Annotated in this window: 9 protein-coding genes; 6 read left to right on the top strand and 3 right to left on the bottom strand. The window is 68.5% G+C overall.

Annotated elements, in window-relative coordinates; translation table 11 throughout:
* Positions 1 to 102 precede the first annotated feature (102 nt).
* The 6 genes from Sa4125_RS06345 (at position 103) to Sa4125_RS06320 (ending at position 7,900) form a co-directional block, all read left to right on the top strand.
* Positions 103 to 2,394 carry a PAS domain-containing sensor histidine kinase gene (locus Sa4125_RS06345; protein ID WP_224004942.1) on the top strand — a complete coding sequence of 764 codons (2,292 nt, stop codon included), beginning with the start codon at positions 103 to 105 and terminating at the stop codon, positions 2,392 to 2,394.
* A 587-nt stretch (positions 2,395 to 2,981) separates the two neighbouring features.
* Complete coding sequence (locus tag Sa4125_RS06340) at positions 2,982 to 4,433, top strand: deoxyribodipyrimidine photo-lyase (RefSeq protein ID WP_224004938.1); 1,452 nt, start codon at positions 2,982 to 2,984, stop codon at positions 4,431 to 4,433.
* Positions 4,434 to 4,564: 131 nt separating this feature from the next.
* Positions 4,565 to 5,608 carry a cysteine synthase A gene (locus Sa4125_RS06335; protein ID WP_224004935.1) on the top strand — a complete coding sequence of 348 codons (1,044 nt, stop codon included), beginning with the start codon at positions 4,565 to 4,567 and terminating at the stop codon, positions 5,606 to 5,608.
* A gap of 4 nt (positions 5,609 to 5,612) precedes the next feature.
* Positions 5,613 to 6,347, top strand: coding sequence for an alanyl-tRNA editing protein (locus Sa4125_RS06330; protein WP_224004933.1), 735 nt, complete (start codon positions 5,613 to 5,615; stop codon positions 6,345 to 6,347).
* 147 nt (positions 6,348 to 6,494) lie between these two features.
* Positions 6,495 to 7,373, top strand: coding sequence for a 3-mercaptopyruvate sulfurtransferase (gene sseA, locus Sa4125_RS06325; protein WP_224004931.1), 879 nt, complete (start codon positions 6,495 to 6,497; stop codon positions 7,371 to 7,373).
* Positions 7,374 to 7,378: 5 nt separating this feature from the next.
* Complete coding sequence (locus tag Sa4125_RS06320; RefSeq protein WP_224004929.1) at positions 7,379 to 7,900, top strand: GNAT family N-acetyltransferase; 522 nt, start codon at positions 7,379 to 7,381, stop codon at positions 7,898 to 7,900.
* A gap of 391 nt (positions 7,901 to 8,291) precedes the next feature.
* Here the strand turns inward: Sa4125_RS06320 and Sa4125_RS06315 are convergent, their stop codons facing one another.
* Genes Sa4125_RS06315 through Sa4125_RS06305 form a run of 3 tightly spaced genes read right to left on the bottom strand, consistent with a single transcriptional unit; the run spans position 8,292 to position 13,526 of the window.
* Positions 8,292 to 9,086, bottom strand: coding sequence for a hypothetical protein (locus Sa4125_RS06315; RefSeq protein ID WP_224004927.1), 795 nt, complete (start codon positions 9,084 to 9,086; stop codon positions 8,292 to 8,294).
* A 44-nt stretch (positions 9,087 to 9,130) separates the two neighbouring features.
* Positions 9,131 to 12,121 carry a bifunctional [glutamine synthetase] adenylyltransferase/[glutamine synthetase]-adenylyl-L-tyrosine phosphorylase gene (locus tag Sa4125_RS06310; RefSeq protein ID WP_224004925.1) on the bottom strand — a complete coding sequence of 997 codons (2,991 nt, stop codon included), beginning with the start codon at positions 12,119 to 12,121 and terminating at the stop codon, positions 9,131 to 9,133.
* Entirely contained in the window at positions 12,087 to 13,526 is a 1,440-nt protein-coding gene (locus tag Sa4125_RS06305) for an ATP-binding protein (protein WP_224007587.1), read from the bottom strand. The genes Sa4125_RS06310 and Sa4125_RS06305 overlap by 35 nt, the downstream gene beginning before the upstream one ends.
* Positions 13,527 to 13,579: the final 53 nt, after the last annotated feature.

Here is a 13,579-nt window from a genome sequence, read left to right as displayed (position 1 = left end):
GGGTCATACAAAAGGTCTGAAGCGATGAGTGCGGACGCGTCAAGCGTTCCGGCAGGGGGACGCTTGTCCCGGCTTGAGGGCCTGCTGAGAGCGAAAGACAAGATGACGACGCGGGTTCGCTCGCTGGCGGGCCGGAGATGGCACCGGCTTGTCGACGCAGAACCGACGCTGCGACGGACCATCCCGATCCTCATCGTGAGCTTCCTCGCCATCCTCGCGATCGCCCGCTTCGTCTCGCTCATGGAGGAGCGCCAGTTCATCGAGACGACGGCGAGCCAGACGCTGCGCCTCGGCGCAAGCCTCGTCCGGGCGGAGCAGGCCAGCCGCCAATATCCGAGCGACGCCGGCAGCGCCGACGGCCCCAGCGCCGCCAACCAGGGCGTGGAACTCCTCACGAGCGCGCTGCCCCGGGAACTCATCGGCGACGGCCGTTTCGTCGTCATCGCCGATCCGCTGGGCCAGATCGTCGCCACCCTCCCCGGCTACGAACAGTATCTCGGGCGAGATCTGGCCTCGATGTTCGGCGGCATTCAGCCGCTTTTGATGTTCGGCGAGCGCGCCGGCATGCTGCGCACCCAACTCGGCGGCGAGGCCGCGCTCGTGACGAACGCCACCCTCAAGGCACCACTCGGCTCGGTCACCTTCATTCAGACCGAGAGCGACCTCTTTGCCGCCTGGCGCCGCACCGTCTCGGTCAACGTCACCTTCTTCGCCCTCACCAGCCTCATCATGCTGGTCATCCTCTACGCCTATTTCCGGCAGTCGATGCGCACCCGCGAGGCGGACGAGCTCTATCTCGTCACCCATCAGCGCGTCGACACGGCGCTGTCGCGCGGGCGCTGCGGCCTGTGGGACTGGGACCTGTCGCGCGGACGGATCTACTGGTCGCGGTCGATGTACGAGATTCTGGAAATGCCTGCGCAGGACGGCGTCCTCTCCTTCGGCGACGTCGCACAGCTCATGCATCCCGACGACGGCAGCCTGTTCACCGTGGCCCGCGCCATCGCCTCCGGCAAGATCAAGAACCTCGACCGCTCCTTCCGTATGCGGCGCAGCGACGGCGCCTATATCTGGCTCAGGGCGCGCGCCGAGATCACCCGCAATGCCGACAACGACATCCACATCATCGGCGTGGCCGTCGATGTCACCGAGCAGCAGGCGCTGGCCCGGCGCACCGACGAGGCGAACATGCGCCTGCACAACGCCGTCGAGAACATCTCGGAGAGCTTCGTTCTCTGGGACAGCCGCGGCCGCCTCGTGCTCTGCAACAACCAGTACCAGGAAGTCTACGGCCTGCCGGACTCGGCCGTCGTGCCTGGCACACCCTTCGACGACGTCAGCGTGAGGGCCCGCAAGCCGATCGAGACGCGCAGCATCGCAAGCCCCACCTTCGTCGCCGGCGAACGCGTCACCGAGGTCATGCTCGCAGACGGGCGCTGGCTGCAGGTCTCCGAACGCAAGACCTCCGATGGCGGCTTCGTCTCCATCGGCACCGACATCACCCAGATCAAGATGAACCAGGAGCGCCTCTACGATTCCGAGCGCCGGCTGATGGCCACGATCGAGGACCTGTCCATCGCACGCCGCGACGCCGAGGCGAAGGCAGGCCAGCTCTCGATGGTGAACACATCCTACATCGTCGAAAAGGAAAAGGCTGAGGCGGCCAACCGGGCCAAGACCACTTTCCTCGCCAATATGAGCCACGAGCTGCGCACGCCGCTCAACGCCATCATCGGCTTCTCCGAAATCATGCGCGAAGGCTCGTTCGGTCCGATCGGTTGCCCGAAATACACCGAATACGCCTCCGACATTCACGACAGCGGGCACTACCTCCTGAAGCTGATCAACGACATTCTCGACATGTCGAAGATCGAGGCGGGACGTCTCCTCCTGGCGCGCGAGCCGATCAATCTGGCCGAGATCATCGGCGAGGCGACAAAGATCGTCGAGGTGCAGGCCGAGCGCAAAGCGCTCACCTTCGTCGCCGCGCTGCCGGAAAGCCTCGCCCTCGCGGCCGATCGCCGCGCGACGAAGCAGATCCTCCTCAATCTCCTGGCCAACGCCATCAAGTTCACCGATCCGGGCGGCCGCATCGAGATTCGGGCGCGGCAAGTGAGCGGAGCCGCTATCATCTCCATTTCGGACAGCGGCATCGGCATCCCGAAGGAATCGCTGCGAAGCCTCGGCCGGCCCTTCGAGCAGGTCGAGAACGAGCTGACGCGGACGAACAAGGGGACCGGGCTCGGCCTCGCCATCGCACGCTCGCTGGTGGAACTGCACGGCGGACGCATGCGCATCGCCTCGACCGTCGGCATCGGGACAGTGGTTTCGGTCCGCATGCCCCTCGACAGTTACGCAGGCCTTCCCGACAGCGCCAGGGCCAAGGCCGCCTGAGCGATAGGCTGCGCGACGGAGGATTGGCCGCTCCGTCGGCGTGGGGTCGCCGCCGATGCCGCAGCGGCTGAACGCGCATCAGCGGGTCGCAGCCCCGGTCTCCGATGCGATACCTCGATCGGTAAAGCCCGTCACGCGTCGTCCCCTCACCCGGTTGCAGGATGCACCCGGCGCAAGGCGCGCTCTTTGCTTTGCGCGGCGCCGATCTATAAAAGCGGTGGAGAGTCCGAGCGAGGCAGCCCCGGCCCCGTCGCAGCGGCCCGAGACCGATTTCGACCGCAGGACGTTCTGGATCGCGGCGCGCCACCGACATCGGAGCGCCGTGCGGCGGAAGCGCCAAACATTCCTTGGAGGAAGGGCGCTGCTCGAAGACATCTGGCTCCACCGCTCAGGCCGCCGCGCGCGGTTCCTGAGCCAAGTGCCTAACCGTGATCGAAACCGGCCTTGCATATCGAAGGCAGGCCGGAACCCCCGCTCTGAAATGACGGTGGCGTGATCGCGACCTGCTTCGCCCGGCCATGCCTGCACCTGTCAGGCCGAGCGCCGAGCCTTAGCTTGTGACGACCTCCGTCCGACAAGCGAGAAGCATGACAGCCCCAGACTCCCCCGAAGCCGGCCCGATCCTCGTCTGGCTGCGCGACGACCTTCGCCTCGACGACAACCCGGTCCTTGCCGCGGCCTGCCAGACCGGGAGGCCGGTCGTCATTCTCTACGTCCTGGAAAGCGAAGGCCCGCGGCCACTCGGCGGCGCGCATCGGTGGTGGCTGCACCATTCGCTCGCCGCCTTCTCGCAGGCGATCGAGGCGCTGGGCGGACGGCTGGTCCTGCGCCGCGGGCGGGCGGCGGAAATCGTCCCGGCCGTATTGGACGAGGCCGGCGCAATGGCGCTTTGGTTCAACCGCCGCTACGAGCAGGACGCGGTCGCGGTCGACGACGACATCGCCGCCGCGCTGGACGACATCGACGTCCGGCGCTTCGGCGGCCATATCCTGCACGACCCCTCCGCGGTTAAGACGAAGACCGGCAACACCTACCGGGTCTACACGCCGTTCTGGAAGTCGCTGTCGGCCGATGGCGCGCCGCGGGCGCCGGTAGATGCGCCAACGAAAATCCAAGGCCTTTCCACGAACGGCCCCCGGTCCGACGATCTGGCTGCCTGGAAGCTCCTGCCGACGCGCCCGGACTGGTCCGGGGGCCTTGCGGAAGCCTTCGAGCCCGGCGAGGCGGCGGCGCATGCACGCTTCGACCGGTTCTGCGCCGAGAGCCTCGGCGACTACGATGCAGGCCGCGAGCGCCCGGCGGAGGACGCGACATCGCGCATGTCGCCGCACCTGCGCTTCGGCGAGATCTCGCCCTTCCGCCTCTGGCACCGCGCGCACGAGGTGGCCGCGCGCCGCGACACGCCAGCCGGCGATCTCGAACGCTTCGACAAGGAGCTGGTCTGGCGCGACTTCAACTATCATCTCCTCACCCACTTCGGCCCCATGGCCAGCCGCAACTTCGACGCCCGCTTCGACGCCTTTCCCTGGCGCACGGCGCCGGAGGAGCTGAAGGCCTGGCAAGAGGGCCGGACGGGCTATCCGCTGGTCGACGCTGCGATGCGCCAGCTGTGGCAGACCGGCTGGATGCACAACCGCCTGCGCATGGTCACCGCGTCCTTCCTCACCAAGCATCTCCTCATCGACTGGCGCGACGGCGAGGACTGGTTCTGGGACACGCTCGTCGACGGCGATCCCGCCAGCAATGCCTCGCAATGGCAGTGGGTGGCAGGCTCGGGCGCCGACGCCCAGCCCTTCTTCCGCATCTTCAACCCGATCACCCAGAGCCGGAAATTCGACGCCGCCGGCGTCTACATCAGGCGATTCGTGCCGGAGCTGACGAAGCTGTCCGACCGCGACATCCATGCCCCGTGGGAGCTCGACGCCGCGACGCTGGCGAAAGCCGGCGTCACGCTCGGCGAAACCTATCCCCGGCCGATCGTCGATCACGCCCTGGCCAGGGCGCGGGCGCTCGAGGCGTTCAAGTCGCTGAAGGATTAGCTTCGTCCCGCGGCGCCGGCCGATCCCGGAAAATCCATCCTGCCCGGCGTTGCCGACAGGTCGCCCGATCCTTGCCATGGCTCCGTCATGACCATAGGTTCCGGCTTATCCTCCTGCGACAGGCGTCCTCCATGCTCAGACACACCAATGTTCTCGACGCCATCGGCAACACGCCGCTGATCCGCCTGAAGCGGGCATCGGAAGAGACCGGCTGCGAGATCTACGGCAAGGCGGAGTTCCTCAATCCCGGCCAGTCGGTGAAGGATCGGGCGGGCGTCTTCATCATCCGCGACGCCGAGGAGAAGGGGCTGATCGCGCCGGGCGGCCTCATCGTCGAGGGCACCGCCGGCAATACCGGCATCGGGCTCGCGCTGGTCGCGAACGTCCTCGGCTACCGCACCGTGATCGTCATTCCGGAGACGCAGAGCGAGGAAAAGAAGGAGGCGCTGCGGCTGCTCGGGGCCGAGCTGATCGAGGTTCCCGCCGTTCCCTACAAGAACCCGAACAACTACGTGAAGCTTTCCGGGCGCCTCGCCGCGCAACTGGCGTCGACGCATCCGCAAGGGGCGATCTGGGCCAACCAGTTCGACAACCTCGCCAACCGCGACGGCCATGTCGTCACGACGGCCGAGGAGATCTGGCATGCAACCTCCGGCGAGATCGACGGCTTCATCTGCGCCGTCGGCACCGGTGGCACGCTCGCCGGCACGGCCATGGGCCTGAAACGGCGTTCCGGCCACATCAAGATCGGCCTCGCCGATCCGATGGGCGCCTCGCTCTACAGCTACTACACGACGGGCGAGCTGAAATCGGAAGGGTCTTCGATCACCGAGGGCATCGGCCAGGGCCGCATCACCGGCAATCTCGAAGGTTTTGCGCCCGACTTCGCGTATCAGATACCGGACGCGGAGGCCGTGAAGATCGTCTTCGACCTCATCGGCGAAGAGGGGCTGTGCCTCGGCGGCTCGTCGGGCATCAACATCGCCGGCGCGATCCGCATGGCGCGCGAGATGGGTCCCGGCCACACCATCGTGACCGTCCTCTGCGACTACGGCAACCGCTACCAGTCGAAGCTCTTCAACCCCGAATTCCTGCGCTCCAAGGGCCTGCCGACGCCGGCCTGGCTGGAAGCCGGCGCGCCCGCCTACGACGTGCCCTTCGAGCCTGTCGACTGAGCCGATGGAGACCATCCAGGCCTATCAGGACGACGCCTATCTCTCGACCATGGAGTCAAGGCTCCTGCGCCTCGACGGTGAGGACGGCCTCGTCTTCGACGCCACGAACTTCTACGCCACGGGCGGCGGCCAGCCCGGCGACACCGGTTTCATCGAGACGTCGGACGGGCGGCAGATCGCCGTCGTCGACACCGTCTATGCGGCGGACCGCAGCTGCATCGTCCTGCGCGCAGAGCCTGGCGCCGCATTGCCCCCGCCGGGCGAGACGCTGGTCCTGCACGTCGACTGGGCCAGACGGTACAGGATGATGCGGATGCATACCGCCCTGCATCTTCTGACCGTCGTCTGCCCCTTTCCCGTTACGGGCGCCGCTGTCGGGCCGGAAGAGAGCCGGATCGACTTCGATATTCCCGAGGCCGATCTCGACAAGGGCGCCGTCACGGCAGAGCTGATGGCGCTGGTCGACGCCAATCACCCCGTCTTCACGCGCTGGATCACCGATGCCGAGCTCGACGCCGACCCGGGCCTGGTGAAGTCTGCCAATGTCCGCCCGCCGCGCGGCACCGGGCGCATCCGCCTCGTCTGCATCGGCGAGGACGCCGAGATCGACGCCCAGCCCTGCGGCGGCACGCATGTCCTCGAGACGCAGGAGGTCGGCGAGGTGCATGTCGGCAAGATCGAGAAAAAGGGCAAGGCCAACCGCCGCCTTCGCCTGCGCTTCGGTCCGATGCCAGCCTGACGGGCGCAGGCGGCAGCGCCGGAGATGAGCGAGGTGGACGCATTCCCGGCATCGGCCATATCGAGACTTGCGGTCGCCGGACGCAGGCGCGAAGACAGTGAAACAGTCGGTCCCGATCCATCAGCCCGATCCATCAGAGTGTCCCGCATGAGCCAGAACCCCCTCCTCATCAAGCCCGCCGACCTCGCCGCCCGCCTCGGCGAGCCCAGGCTCAAGATCGTCGACGCCTCCTGGTACCTGCCGGCGCAGAACCGTGCGGCGCGGGCCGAGTTCGAGGCGGGCCACGTGCCGGGCGCGGTGTTCTTCGATCAGGACGCCATCGTCGCGCCCGGTTCCCCGCTGCCGCACACGATCCCGCCCGCGGAGGTGTTTGCCGAAGCGGTCGGCGCCCTTGGGATCGCCGAAACGGATACGATCGTCGTCTATGACGGCATGGGCCTCTTCTCGGCCCCGCGGGTCTGGTGGCTGTTTCGAACTTTCGGTGCCCGCCGCGTGCTGCTGCTCGACGGCGGCTTTCCTGCCTGGACGGAAGGCGGCCTCCCCACGGAGACCGGTGCGGCGAGCCCTGCCCCGGATACCTTCACGCCGCGCTTCGACGCCGGTGCCGTCGCGACGCTCGCCGACATGCGCGAGCATGTCGGCGCACGCGATATCCAGATCGCCGATGCCCGTCCGCTCGACCGCTTCGCCGCCGAAGTGCCCGAGCCGCGGCCGGGCGTGCGCGCCGGCCACATGCCGGGCGCCCGCTCCTTGCCCATCGGCCTCCTCGCCGAGAACGGCCGCTTGAAATCACCCGAGGCGCTGCGCGCGGTCTTCACGGAGGCCGGCATCGATCCCGGCCAGCCCGTCGTCACCACCTGCGGCTCGGGCGTCACCGCCGCGGTGATCAGCCTTGCCCTCGAATCCGTCGGCAACCGCTCGGCGAAACTCTATGACGGCTCCTGGACGGAATGGGGCTCGGCGCCGGACACGCCTGTCGAGACCGGCCGGCCGGCCGAGAACCCCGGACCGGACGGGGTGCAGTAATTCTCGTGCAGCTTCTCGAAACCACCGTCACGCAGTTCGAGCTGCGTCAGCGGCCGAGCCGCCACCAGCATGCGCCCGATATCCGGCGAAGGCTCCTGTTGCAGGACGTGCCGCGCATCCCGCTGTCCTATTATTCCTATCTCTACCAGGTGGTGGGACGGGCGCATCACTGGACCTCGCGCCTCCTGCCGGCCAAGCAGCTGGCGCACGAAATCCACGTCGACGGCATCGCCGTCCATGTCCTCTCGGTCGACGGCGCGCCGGCCGGCTGGTTCGAGCTCGACTGGGCGCGCAAGCCCGGCGAGACGCGGCTGGTGCATTTCGGCATGCTGCCCGATTTCCGCGGCCTCGGCCTTGCCCGGTATCTCCTGTCCGAGGCGATCTTCGCGGGCTTTGCCGTGGGCAATCCGGTGATGACGCTGGAGACGAACACACTCGATCATCCGGCCGCCCGCCGTCTCTACGTCGAGGCCGGCTTCGTCCCGGTGAGCCACAAGACCGTCTCGACACGGGCCATCGAGGCGTAAGGGCTGCTCGGCAACGCTCCTCACAATTTGCCATTCGGACTGCCAGCGCGTCGCCCGTTTCTGTTTTATCGTCCTCGGGCTTGACCCGAGATCCATGCCAAACCGCCAAACGAGATCGACGGCGATGGACTTGCACGTGGTCCGATTGAGCAGCGTCGGCGTCAGGGCATGAATCCCGGCTCGAGGGCCGGGATGACGAGCCGGAAGGGTTGCGAGCGGCATCTCGGAAGACCCGGTATGACAAGCGGATAGGGTACAAACCGGATCGGGCGATCCGCCGATCCGCCGAGCGAGGAACCCGCGGTTCTCGTCATCCACCCACCACTTCCAAAACGAAAACGGCCCCGGATCGCTCCGGGGCCGTCATGCCGTTCAGGCAGGAGTCGGACGATCAGTAGCGATCGCGTTCGCCGCCCGGCATCATGCGCTGGCCGTCGTGGCCGTGGCGCATGCCCTCGCCGCCGTGGCGGCCGTGGCCTTCGCCATGCCGGCCGTGGTGCTTGCCGTGCATTTCCCCGTGGCGTCCGCCCCGCTCCATCCCGCGGTGCTTCGGACCCATGCCGCGGTGGATCTCGCGCAGCTCGCGGGCATCGATCTTGCCGTCGTCATTGCGGTCGATGACGGCAAAGCGCTTGTCGCGCATGCCCTGGACCTCGGCGATGGTGACCGTGCCGTCGCCGTTGATGTCGAGACGCTTCGTCATCTGGCGGGCGCGGCGTTCAGCGATCTGCTTCAGAACCATGGTCTCCATCTCCTCCTGGCTGAGCGTGCCGTTGCCGTCGGTGTCGGCAGCCTTCAGGCGCTCGACGCGGCGGCCCTGGAACTCGTCCTTGGCAATAGAGCCGTCCTTGTTGGTGTCGAGCCAGCCCATCGCCCCACCGCGGCGACCGGGGCCACCGTCCTTGCCCGGACGCGGCGGCGCGGGCATGGCGGCGGTATCGGCCGGCGCATCGTCGTCGTCCTCCATGTCGGCGCCAAGGTCGGCATCCGGCGCGTCGATGTCGTCGACGTCACCGAGATCGTCGGCCTGGTCCATCATGGCGTCATCGTCCTGCATGGCGGCCGGAGCCTGCCCGGTCGTGGCGGGAGGAACGGACGGCGGAGTCGCGGTCTGGGCGAAGGCGAAGCCGGAGACGGCCAGCGTCATGACGACGCTCGAAAGGGCGAGTTGCTTGATTCTGTTCATCCGAAACTCCTGTTGCGCGGGGCGTCTCGCAAGACGCGACGTGGTCAGACGCCGTCCTTGCCATCCGTGGGTAGCAGCCGCTCGAACGTCTGGCGCACGGCGGCGGCCATTGCTGCAACTGCCGGCTCGATGTCCTCGGGAGCGGTAAGACCAAGGGCCTCGGCCACCCGTTTCACCAGCCCCCGGGGAAGCGCCGCGACGGTGTGGGCACCGCCGGGACCCAGCCGGGTCAGTTGTATGATCCTGGTGTAGGCGTCGGCGGATGAACGCAAAGTGAGCGGCACATTACCATTCGGTAAGTCCGTCGGCCCCTCGAGATAGCCGAGCACCTCGGCGGTCGGGCGGCCGACGAGGTCGAGCGGCACATGGCCGGCGAGAAAGGCCCATTGCGCGATGAATTCCAGGTCGATCAGGCCGCCGGCGATGAGTTTGAGGTCGAGCGGTCCGCGTGCCGGCTTGTCGCGCCCGATCCGGGCCCGCATCGCCGCGACGTCGGCTCGAACCGCTGCCGGATCGCGCGGCAGAGCGAGGATGTCGCGCACGGTGGCGGCGGCCGCCTGCCGCAGTCCCGGATCCCCGGCGATCGGCCGCGAGCGCGTCAGCGCCATGCGCTCCCAGGTCCAGGCCTCGTTCTCCTGATAGCGCCGGAAGGCGCCGAGATGGGTGGCGAGCGGTCCCTTGTTGCCCGAGGGGCGGAGGCGGAAATCGACCTCGTAGAGGATGCCCTCCCCCATCGGCGCGGTAAGGGCGGCGATCAGGCGCTGGGTCAGGCGGGCGTAGTAGGTGGTGGTGGCGAGCGGCCGCGGCCCGTCCGATTCCTCGGCGCCCTCGTCATGGTCGTAAAGGAGGAGGAGGTCGACGTCCGAGCCCTCCGTCAGCTCGTGGCTGCCGAGACGCCCCATGCCGAGGAGCGCCGCCCGCCCGCCGGCAATCCTCCCATGCGCCCGCGCGAACTCCTTCTCGACGGCGGCGAAGGCGGCGGCGAGGACGACGTCGGCGATGGCGGAATAGACCGCGCCCGCCGTCTCTCCCTCGATCGCGCCCGACAGGAGCCGCGCGCCGACGAGAAACTTCTGCTCGGAGGCAAACAGCCGGAGGCGCACCAGCCGCTCCTCGTAGCCGTCGGCGTCGGCAAGGAAAGCGGCGAGCCGTTCCTGCATCACCGCTGCCGTCGGCACCTCGCGGTAGAAGGCGGGGTCGAGGAGCGCGTCGAAGACATGCGGCCGGTGCGAGATCGTCTCCGCGAGCCGCGGCGCGGCCGAGATCACGAGGGCGAGGAGGTCGAGAAGGCGCGGATTGGAGGCGAGAATCGAGAAGAACTGGAGCCCCGCCGGCAGGCGCGAGACGAAGCCGTCGAAGGCGGCCATCGCCGCATCGGGATCGCTCGCGCGCGAAAAGGCTTCGAGCATGGCCGGCAGGACGCTGGCGAGCTGGCGCCGCGTCGCCTCGGCGCGCGTCGCGCGGATCCGCCCGGCACCCCAGCCGCGCAGGATGCGGGCGATGTCGCCCGGCCTCTGGAAGCCGAGGCCGGCAAGGTAGGCGGTGACGCCCGCCTCGTCCTCGCCGCCGAGAAAGCCGCCGACCTTCGGCAGCGTGTCGTCGGGCTCGGTGCGCTGGGCAAAGAGACTGGCAAACAGCGTTTCCACCCGCGTCATGCGCGGCAGCAGCGCCTGCGAGAAACCGGCAAGGTCGGCGAATCCCGTCAACCGCGCCACCCGCTCGAGCCCTTCGGCATCCTCCGGCAGGGTGTGGGTCTGCTCGTCGGCGACCATCTGGATGGCATGCTCGACGCGGCGCAGGAACCAGTAGGCCTCGGTCATCTCGGCCGCGACGTCGCGCGTGATCCAGCCGCCCTCGGCCAGGGCGACGAGCGTCTCCTCGGTGCGGCGCAGGCGCAGCTCCGGCCTGCGGCCGCCGGCGATCAGCTGCTGGGTCTGGGCGAAGAACTCGACCTCGCGGATGCCGCCGGGCCCGAGCTTCACATTGTGGCCGGCGACGCCGATGCCGTCGAAGCCGCGGTGCCGATCGATCCGGTCCTTCATCGACTGGATCTCGGCGATGGCGGCGTAGTCCAGATATTTGCGCCAGACGAAGGGGGTGATCTCGTCGAGGAAGTCGGCGCCCGCCTCGGGGTCGCCGGCGACGACACGCGCCTTGATCATCGCGGCGCGCTCCCAGTTTCGACCCGACGCCTCGTAATAGGTGATCGCCGCCGGCACCGGGATCGCCAGCGGCATGGCGCCAGGGTCGGGGCGCAGGCGCAGGTCGGTGCGGAAGACGTAGCCGTCGCCGGTGCGCTCGCCGATCAGCCGGATCAGCCGCCGCACCAGCTTGGAAAACAGCTCGACGCTCTCGTCGGCATCGACGATCGCGGCAACGTCGGGGTCGAAGAAGACGATCAGGTCGATGTCGCTGGAATAGTTCAGCTCGCGCCCGCCGAGCTTGCCCATGCCGAGGACGAAGAGGCCGCACCCGGTTTCGGGATGCGCCGGATCGGGCAGCGCGAGCTTGCCGCGGTTGTGCAGATCCAGCAGCGCGAAGCGCACCGCCGCGCCGACGGCGGCCTCGGCGAGATCGGAGAGATCGGCCGTCGTCTCGCGTCCGTCGGCGGCGCCGAAAAGCTCGCGCAGCGCGACCAGCAGCGCCACCTCGCGCTTGGCCTCGCGCAGCTGCGTCATGACCGACGCCTCGCTCGCCGCTTCGGACGGCATCGCCTCCAGCGCGGCGGTGATTTCGGCGATGCGGGTCCGCGGCTCGGTCTCGAACAGCTGTTCGAGGAAGTCCGGCCGCGACAGCATCACGGCGTTCAGATGGCTCGACAGATCGAGGACCGCGCCAAGGCGCGCCCGGTCCGGGTTGCCCACGTCACGCAGAAGGGCGGAAAGCTGCGGGCACGCGCTCGCATCGGCCTGCCGGGCGAGATCGGCGATCCAGGCCTCGGCTCTGGCGGCGTCGAGCGGGACGAGGTCGGCGTCGCCGCCGATCGTCAGCCGGAGCGTTTCAGCTTGCGGCGATGAGCCTGGGCGGTTCGTCACGGGTCACGACCTTTCCGTCGAGGGGGAAGTCGAGGACCACTCTAAGGCCGGGCGCCGCATCCTCAAGGGCGAGATGCCCGCCGTGCAGTTGCGCGATCGCCTGCACCAGCGACAGGCCGAGGCCGGAGCCCGGCTTCGTGCGGCTCTCGTCGAGCCGGTAGAAACGTTCCAGAACCCGGTCGCGCTTGTCCCCGGGGATGCCCGGCCCGTCGTCGGAGACCGAGAGGACACAGCGGTCGCCGCGCCGTTCGAGCCCGACCGTCACCGTCGTCTCCATCCCGTCGCGCGCGGCGTATTTCAGCGCGTTGTCGATGAGGTTGGACAGCGCCTGGCTGATGAGCTCCCGGCTGACATGCGCCTCGACGGGGCCCGCGACCGAGGTCACCAGCTTTGCACCGGCATCCTCGGCCAGAGGCTCGTAAAGCTCGGCGACGTCGGCGACGATCCGCGCGACGTCGCTGACGTCCTTCTCCGCCGGATGAAATCCGGCTTCGACGCGGCTGATCATCAACAGCGCGTCGAAGGTGCGGATCATCTGGTCGGCTTCGGCGATGTTGCTTTCCAGCGCCGCGCGCGGATCGCCGCCGGCCGAAGCGTCGGCGAGCGCCCCTTCGGCGCGGTTGCGCAGGCGCGTCAGCGGCGTCTTCAGATCGTGGGCGATGTTGTCGGAGACCTGGCGCAGGCCCTCCTGCAGGAGCGCGACACGGGCGAGCAGCGTATTGAGATTGGCCGAGAGGCGGTCGAACTCGTCGCCGGCGCCGGTGACCGGCAGGCGCTCGCCGAGGTCGCCGGCAAGGATCCGCGCGCTCGAGGCCGACATCTGGTCGAGCCGCTTCAGCGCGCGCCGCCCGACGATCAGCCAGGCGAAGAGCGCGCCCGCCGTCATCAGGCCGAGGGCGAGGATCAGCGCCCGCTGGACGATGACGCGAAACCGCTCCTGCTCGCTCTGGTCACGGCCGACGAGCACACGCATGCCGTTCGGCAGAGCGACGATCTCGGCAAGCGCCAGATGGTAGCGGTCCCTCGTGTCGTCGGCGAAGCGCTCGTAGCCGAAAGCCTTGTCGGTGAAGCCGCTCTTGTCGAGGATTCCGGCCTGGAGGCTGGCGACGTTGCCGGCGAGGATCCTGCCCGTCGCATCGGTGACGAGATAGAGCGAGGCGCCCGGCTGGCGCGCCCGTCGCTCGATCGACCGGACGAGGCCGACGATGCCGCCGTTGTAGTAGATCCGGCCGAGCTCGGCGATCTCCTCGCCGATCGTCGCCCGCGCCTGGCTCTGCAGGATGCCGGCGGCCGTCGCGGTGACGTAGACGACGAGCGTGACGGCGAAGATGGCAAACAGCGCGAGATAGATCGCCGACAGGCGGACCGCCGTCATCCGCATGAGCGAGCGCAGCCGGCGCATCAGGCGATCGCCTCCGCCCTTGTCGGGGCGAGCCGCACGGTGCCCGCGTCGCGGGG

Origin of the sequence: Aureimonas sp. SA4125 (genome assembly GCF_019973775.1) — a bacterium.
Taxonomy (GTDB): domain Bacteria; phylum Pseudomonadota; class Alphaproteobacteria; order Rhizobiales; family Rhizobiaceae; genus Plantimonas.
The sequence above is the reverse complement of the archived record's forward strand: the minus strand, read 5'-3'. Positions and strand labels throughout refer to the sequence as shown.

Bases quoted from the DNA above. Each gene is read 5' to 3' on its own strand.
- Sa4125_RS06335 (WP_224004935.1), top strand. From the start codon at position 4,565: ATGCTCAGACACACCAATGTTCTCGACGCCATCGGCAACACGCCGCTG.
- sseA (WP_224004931.1), top strand. From the start codon at position 6,495: ATGAGCCAGAACCCCCTCCTCATCAAGCCCGCCGACCTCGCCGCCCGC.
- Sa4125_RS06315 (WP_224004927.1), bottom strand. From the start codon at position 9,086: ATGAACAGAATCAAGCAACTCGCCCTTTCGAGCGTCGTCATGACGCTG.
- Sa4125_RS06345 (WP_224004942.1), top strand. From the start codon at position 103: ATGACGACGCGGGTTCGCTCGCTGGCGGGCCGGAGATGGCACCGGCTT.
- Sa4125_RS06340 (WP_224004938.1), top strand. From the start codon at position 2,982: ATGACAGCCCCAGACTCCCCCGAAGCCGGCCCGATCCTCGTCTGGCTG.
- Sa4125_RS06330 (WP_224004933.1), top strand. From the start codon at position 5,613: ATGGAGACCATCCAGGCCTATCAGGACGACGCCTATCTCTCGACCATG.